The 6,665-nt window shown below is 69.0% G+C and carries 6 protein-coding genes and 1 pseudogene; 5 read left to right on the top strand and 2 right to left on the bottom strand.

Going from position 1 to position 6,665, the window contains the following annotated elements; genetic code table 11:
• Positions 1–257, top strand: a pseudogene (locus G9373_RS12390) (MHS family MFS transporter); the annotation flags it as partial.
• Positions 254–1,006 (top strand): 3-hydroxybutyrate dehydrogenase, encoded by a 753-nt coding sequence (locus tag G9373_RS12385; RefSeq protein ID WP_133986097.1) that lies wholly within the window; start codon positions 254–256, stop codon positions 1,004–1,006. The pseudogene G9373_RS12390 and the gene G9373_RS12385, both read left to right, overlap by 4 nt.
• An 81-nt stretch (positions 1,007–1,087) precedes the next feature.
• On the opposite strand, the gene purD is transcribed toward G9373_RS12385, so the two are convergent.
• Positions 1,088–2,341 carry a phosphoribosylamine--glycine ligase gene (gene purD, locus G9373_RS12380; RefSeq protein WP_005566389.1) on the bottom strand — a complete coding sequence of 418 codons (1,254 nt, stop codon included), beginning with the start codon at positions 2,339–2,341 and terminating at the stop codon, positions 1,088–1,090.
• Positions 2,342–2,479: 138 nt separating this feature from the next.
• Here purD and G9373_RS12375 point away from each other — a divergent pair, with 138 nt between their 5' ends.
• Positions 2,480–3,442 carry a serine hydrolase gene (locus G9373_RS12375; RefSeq protein WP_206032098.1) on the top strand — a complete coding sequence of 321 codons (963 nt, stop codon included), beginning with the start codon at positions 2,480–2,482 and terminating at the stop codon, positions 3,440–3,442.
• A complete protein-coding gene (locus G9373_RS12370) occupies positions 3,439–3,912 on the top strand; it encodes a metalloregulator ArsR/SmtB family transcription factor (RefSeq protein WP_005573431.1) in 474 nt (157 codons plus the stop codon). The genes G9373_RS12375 and G9373_RS12370 overlap by 4 nt, the downstream gene beginning before the upstream one ends.
• A gap of 7 nt (positions 3,913–3,919) precedes the next feature.
• Here G9373_RS12370 and G9373_RS12365 read toward each other — a convergent pair whose 3' ends face one another.
• On the bottom strand, positions 3,920–5,854 hold the full coding sequence (locus G9373_RS12365) for an FAD-dependent oxidoreductase (protein ID WP_120659697.1): 1,935 nt from the start codon (positions 5,852–5,854) through the stop codon (positions 3,920–3,922).
• Between the two features lie 110 nt (positions 5,855–5,964).
• On the opposite strand from G9373_RS12365, the gene G9373_RS12360 reads away from it, so the two are divergent.
• Positions 5,965–6,660: an alpha/beta hydrolase gene (locus G9373_RS12360; protein ID WP_120659698.1), complete on the top strand. Its 696-nt coding sequence runs from the start codon at positions 5,965–5,967 to the stop codon at positions 6,658–6,660.
• Positions 6,661–6,665 lie beyond the last annotated feature (5 nt).

Below are 6,665 nucleotides of genomic sequence, written 5' to 3'. Positions count from 1 at the left end.
GTGTCTCCCTCGGCTACCAGGTGACGTCGATCGTGGCCGGTTCGCTGGCGCCGATCATCGCGGCCAGCCTGCTCAGCAAGTACGACTCGTCCGTTCCGATTGCGATCTACCTGGCGATCGCGTGCCTCGTCACCGTCGTCGCCGTCATCGTCGCCCGGGAGACCAAGGGCATCTCGCTCGAATCGATCGACGCGGCGGACGCCCAGATCCTGGCCGACGAGAAGGCTGCCGGCGCGAAGGACGGGGTCCCCGCATGACCGAGCAGAACCTGACCGGACGCACCGCGCTCGTCACCGGCGGCGCCAGCGGGATCGGCGCGGCCTGCGCCCGAACACTCGCCGCGCGCGGAGCCCACGTCACGGTCGCCGACCTCGACGACGTGGCCGCCAAGAGCCTCGCCGACGAAATCGACGGAACCGCGTGGCACGTCGACCTCCTCGACACCGATCCACTCACCGAGCTGCGGCTGGAGACCGACATCCTCGTCAACAACGCCGGTATCCAGACCATCAGCCCCATCGAGGAATTCCGCCCCGAGGACTTCCGGCGCATCCAGACACTGATGGTCGAGGCACCGTTCCTGCTGATCCGTGCCGCCTTGCCGCACATGTATTCCACGGGATTCGGGCGCATCCTCAACGTCTCGTCCGTGCACGGGCTCCGCGCATCAGCGTTCAAGTCCGCGTACGTCACCGCCAAGCACGGACTCGAGGGACTGTCGAAGGTGACGGCGCTCGAGGGCGGCCCGCACGGCGTGACCAGCAACTGCGTCAATCCCGGCTACGTGCTGACACCGTTGGTGCAGAAGCAGATCGCGGATCAGGCACAGGTGCACGGCATCAGCGAGGCCGACGTGATCGAGAAGGTGATGCTCACCGAGAGCGCGATCAAGCGACTGGTGGAACCGTCGGAGGTGGCGTCCCTCGTCGCGTGGCTGGCGTCCGCCGACGCAGGCATGGTCACCGGCGCCTCCTACACGATGGACGGAGGATGGACCGCCCGGTGACGTGACGAAAAAGGCGTGCACCCCCGGATGTTCCGGGGGTGCACGCCTGTCGGTCGTTTGCGCCGCTGGAGCGCTTCGACCTCAGGGAAGGGCGATGCGTCCCTCGACAGCGGCCAGTCCGATGTCCTTGCGGAAGTGGCTTCCCGGCAGCTTGATCGCGGAGATCTTGGAGTACGCATCCGCGCGCGCAGCGTCGAGGTCGGCTCCGACTCCGACCACGCTGAGCACGCGCCCGCCGGCGGAGACCACCTGATCATCGACGAGCTTGGTGCCTGCGTGCAGGACGCCGTCACCGTCGGCGCCGGTGATCACGTCGCCGGTGCGCGGGGTGGCCGGGTAGTGCTCGGCCGCGACCACGACGGTCACCGCCGAGCCGTCCTGCCATTCGAGCGGCGCGACCTGATCGAGCGTTCCGGTGGCGGCCGCGTTCAGCAGTTCGCCGAGCGGGCTCTTCAGCAGGGCGAGGACCGCCTGCGTCTCGGGGTCGCCGAAGCGGCAGTTGAACTCGACCACGGCGGGGCCGTCCTTGCCGATCGCCAGCCCGGCGTACAGCAGGCCGCTGAACGCGCTGCCCCGGGCGACGAGCTCGGCCGCGACCGGCTTCACGACGTCGTCGACGATCTGGGTCACGGTCTGCTCGGGCAGCCACGGCAGCGGCGTGTACGCGCCCATGCCGCCGGTGTTGGGTCCGGTGTCGCCGTCGCCGACGCGCTTGTGGTCCTGGGCCGGCAGCAGCGGCACGACGGTCTCGCCGTCGACGACGCAGAACAGCGACACCTCGGGACCGTCGAGGAAGGACTCGAGGAGAACGGGGTGACCGTTCTCGAGCAGTTCGGCAGCGTGATCGCGGGCCGCGTCCCGATCCGTGGTGACCACGACGCCCTTGCCTGCCGCGAGGCCGTCGTCCTTGACCACCCAGTTGGGCCCGAAGCGGTCGAGCGCCTCGTCCAGCTTGGCGGGCGAGTCGACGATCTCGCTGTGCGCGGTCTTCACACCGGCGGCGGCCATGACGTCCTTGGCGAACGCCTTGGAACCCTCGATGCGCGCGGCGTCGGCCGACGGTCCGAAGCAGGCGATGCCCGCCGCGCGGACGGCGTCCGCGACACCCAGCACCAGCGGGACCTCGGGGCCGACCACGACGAGGTCGGCGTCGAGCTTCTTCGCGAGGGCCGCCACCGCCTCCCCGGACGCGATATCGACGGGATGCTGCTCGGCGATCTTGCCGATTCCGGCGTTGCCGGGCGCGCACATCAGGGCACTGACCCCTGGATCGCGAGCAAGAGCGAGAAGGAGGGCATGTTCACGGGCTCCGGAGCCGATAACGAGTACGCGCACGGGTGTCAGCCTACGGGCCGCGCCGGACGGGACGTTCGGAGCGTGCGGTCTCGACACTCCCGCCGGTACGGGTTACCGTACTTCTAGAATTCCGCAATTCCGGATTATCGAATTTCCACAGGTGAGGGGATCTTCTCGATGAGCAGGAAGCTGGGCACGGTCGCAGCAGCAGTCGCGGTCGCGGTGAGCCTGGGCGCGTGCAGCACCGACGGCACCGCCACCTCCTCGGACGAGCAGGCAGCGCCGCCGGCCGTATGCGCACCGCTGCCACCCGCCGACATCACGACCGCCGCCGGATGGGTCGGGTACGTCGGCTCCCACCCCGACGACATCGCCTTCGTCGTCGACGACGGTCGCGGCCGCACGGTCGAGCACCGCACCGGCGACACCGTTCCGCTGGCGTCCGCGATCAAGGTGGTGCACCTGGCCGCCTACGCCCGGGCCGTCGCGTCGGGTGAACTCGACCCGGCCGAGCCGGTGCCGCTGTCCGAGTGGGAACGCTGGTACCTCCCGAACACCGACGGCGGCGCCCACCCGAAGGCCCTGCAGCGGCTCGGCGTCACCGAACCCGGCGCCACGGTCCCGCTCGAGCAGATGGTGATCGCGATGATCCAGGAGAGCGACAACGCCGTCCCCGATTACCTGCGCGACCGACTCGGCGACGCCGCCCTCGCCGACGCCGCCGCGCAGTGCGGCTGGGACGACCTGGAGGTGCCGACCCTGCTGGGCTCGACCATCGCCCTCCTCGATCCGGCGATGTCGCGGGATGCCCGGTGGGACGCCGCCCGGCGCTACGCACACGACGACGCCTACCGCGAACAGGTCGTGCGGATGTCGCCCGGCGACAACTTCCCGGCGGTCACGGCCCGGGTCCAGGAGTCCGGGGTGACGGGTTCGGCCGCGGGCCTGGCGTCGCTGCACCGCGCGATCGCGAGCGGCGACTTCGGTCCCGGCTCCGATGTCGCACGCCGAACACTCGAATGGCAGCCCGCCCCGCCCGGGCTGGACGGGCCGGGTTTCAAAGGCGGCAACCTTCCCGGGGTGGTCACCGAGGCGATGACCGATCCCGACACGACGTCGCAGCTAAGTTGTGCCGTGTGAACGACGAGTACGACACCCGGCTCGCCGACCTCGAGGCCCGCGTCCACGCCCTCGAATCGGCCCGGCCCGCCGAAACCCCGACAGCCGACGTCGGCGAGAGCATCGGGCAGATCGGATATCAGGGCACCGTCGACCTGGGCGGCGAGATCCAGTGGACAATCCGCTACGACGCCGGCGCAACCCTCGACCTGTCCCCCACGGCCGTATCGAATGTCCTCGCCGCCCTGGGACATCCGACCCGCCTCGAGATCGTCCGCACACTGCTGCGCGGTCCCGCCGGCGCGGCCGAACTGCAGACCGCGGTCGGGCTGTCCTCGCCCGGTCAGCTCTACCACCACCTGCGCGCCCTCGGCGGGGCACGCATCGTCGAGCAGGAGTCGAGGAACCACTACCGCATCGCGGCGGCGAAGGTGGTGCCGTTGCTGGTCATCACCCTCGCCGCCGCGGATGTCGGCGAACACCCCCTGTGAGTACTTGTTAACCGCCCGCGGTTAACAAGTACTCACAGGCGACAGCACGGCCTTCGGAGATGGCGTGTGCGACTTTGCGCGGTACGAGCGCGTCGCCGATGACGTAGACGCGTGCGCCTTCCGGTGCCAGTTGCGACCAGTCGCGCGGGCGCCGCTCACCGGCCACGACCACCCGGTCGACGTCGAGGCGCGTCCTTTCCCCCGACAGCGTGTTCTCGAACTCGACCGACCCGTCGGAGACCGCGACGAGCGACGACAGCACGCGCACGTCGACCGGTTCGCCCGACAGCCGACGCAGGTACTGCACGCGGCCCTCCGCGGGAAGACCCGACGCGAAGGCCGCGGCGGGCGTCAGAACCGTGACGCGGTCGGCACCCGCGGCAAGCGCCGCTTCGACCGCGCTCGCTGTTGGCCATAGCCCGAATCCGTCGTCTACCACCACGACGTGGCCCGCGCCGCGAAGGGCTCCTCCCCCACCGAGCAGCGCCTGAGAGGTGAGCACGGACGACGTTCCCGCCAATTCCTGGGGAAGTTCTTCCACGGCACCGACGGCCAGGACTATGTCGTCGAAGTCCTCCAGGTCGTTGGCGTTCACAGTGTGCGCCAGACGGATTGCCACCTTCGGCATGTTGTCGGCGTAGTAGTCGAGGAGGCGACGCCAGCCGCTGCGATGCGGCGCGTCGGCCGCTGTCGCAAGCTGGCCTCCGATTCGCTCTCGTTGTTCGAAGAGTGTGACGTCGTGGTCGGGCCCGAGCCGCATCGCGCACTCGAGCCCGGCGGGGCCTGCACCGACGACGGCGATCCGTCTCCGCACTCTCGACCCGCGCGTGGGCCCCAGCGTCAGCGGGTACGCGGGACGTGCGGAATGACCCGGCGGTGCGAGGTCGGGATTGACCGAGCACAGTAGGACGGGGTCGAATGCCCGGCAATCCTCGTTGCAGGACACGCACGGGCGGATCGACGCCTCGCGGCCGGTCAGTATCTTCCGCGGGAAGTTCGGGTCGGCGATCAGCGGTCGTGCCACACCGACGAGGTCGGCTCCCGATTGCAGTGCAGTCTCGATGGACGCACCGGTCCGGAACGACTGTGACACGAGCAGCGGGGTCACTGCGGCGGCGCGTAATCGCCCGACCGAATCGAGCAGCGGCGGGTCGGTTACGGCCATGTCCCGGACGTAGGTGGTGCGGACGCCGACCGTGACGTTGACGTAGTCGAAATCGGAGAGGTGCGGTAGTACGTCGCAGAGACCGTCCATACTCAGGCCTGCCTCGTCGCCGCCGTCGGAAGAGACGCGGACTCCGAGTACGACCCCGGGGCAGGCGTCGCGGACCGCTGAGGCGATGCGGTCGAGGATCCGCACACGCTGAGCACCCGTCGCAGCGTCTCGACCGAGGTTCGTGTTCGGCGAGAGGAATTGCGCAAGTAGATATCCGTGGGCTGCATGCAGTTCGACGACCGGGAAGCCGGCCGACCACGCGTGGACCGCGGATGTGCGGAATGCGTCGACGACCGCGTCGACGTCGGCGCCCGAGAGGGCGCGCGGTCGCGTCGGTTCGCGGGGCGAGCGGACAGCGGACGGCCCGACGGGGTGACTCCACATCTCGGCGCCCAGAGTTTCGCGTCCGAGGTGCACCAGCTGGCAGGCCGCGATGGCTCCTTCCTCGGTGATTGCCCGCGCCCGAGCCTCCAGGCCCGCGAGGACTTCGGGACGCCAGGCCTCGGTGATGTTGCCGTTGCGATTGGTCGAACCGGGCGACACCACCGTGCCGCCGACGATGAGCATTGCGGCACCGCCGGCCGCGCAGCGTCGCCAGTAGTCGTCGTCGCCGCGTGAGGGGAGGCCGCCGGCGACGGCACCCGACGCGTGCGGCGTACCGACGAGCCGGTTTGCCAACCGAAGCGAACCGAGCTGCAGCGGCCGCGCTGCACGTGGATTCGTCACACGGACCCTCCTAAGTGAACTGGATTCACTTCACATTATCAGGTGATTGACATCACACGGCGATTTCCCTAGATTCAAACTGATATCAGTTCAATTTAGCGAGGAGCAAAATGTCGTTCGTTCTCGTCCACGGCGCAGGAATGGGCGCCTCCTGCTGGGCGCCCCTCCTCCCCTTGCTCGAAGGTGACACTCTCGCAATCGATCTCCCGGGGCGGGGAGGACGGCGCTCCGTCGACCCGCGGTCCGTCACCCTCGACGACTGCGCCGCCGCCGTCATCGACGACGTGGAGGCGGCGAACCTCGGGGACGTCGTCCTCGTCGCACACTCTTTCGCGGGAGTGACGGCCCCTCGGGTCATGCAGGCACTCGCACACCGACTACGGCACGTCGTCTTCCTGTCCGCCGTCGTCCCGCCCGACGGGACGCGAGTGATCGACCAGATCGACCCGGACGTCCGCGCCGCGGTGGAAGCCTCGATAGAAGATGGTGCGTACCGCCAGGATCCGATGGGCGCCGCCGCGATGCTCTGCAACGACATGGACGCGGAACAGACCGAATGGATGATCGCCCAGTTGGTCGACGATTGCGGCGCGCTACTCACAGAGTCCGTCGACCTGTCCGGTCTCCGCGCCGATATACCCCGTACATACGTACGTTTGTCCAAGGACACCTGCTATCCACCCGAACTCCAGGAAAGATCGGCTGTCCTCGTCGGCGGCGACACCGCATTCCTCGAATCCGGCCACATGGCCATGGTCACGATGCCCGATCGCGTTGCCGCGCTGCTCAACGGTGTCGCGCCGTAGGCCTC

Source organism: Rhodococcus sp. A14, from assembly GCF_011603105.1.
Taxonomy (GTDB): Bacteria; Actinomycetota; Actinomycetes; order Mycobacteriales; family Mycobacteriaceae; genus Rhodococcus_F; species Rhodococcus_F opacus.
This window is presented reverse-complemented; position numbering and strand designations above follow the sequence as displayed.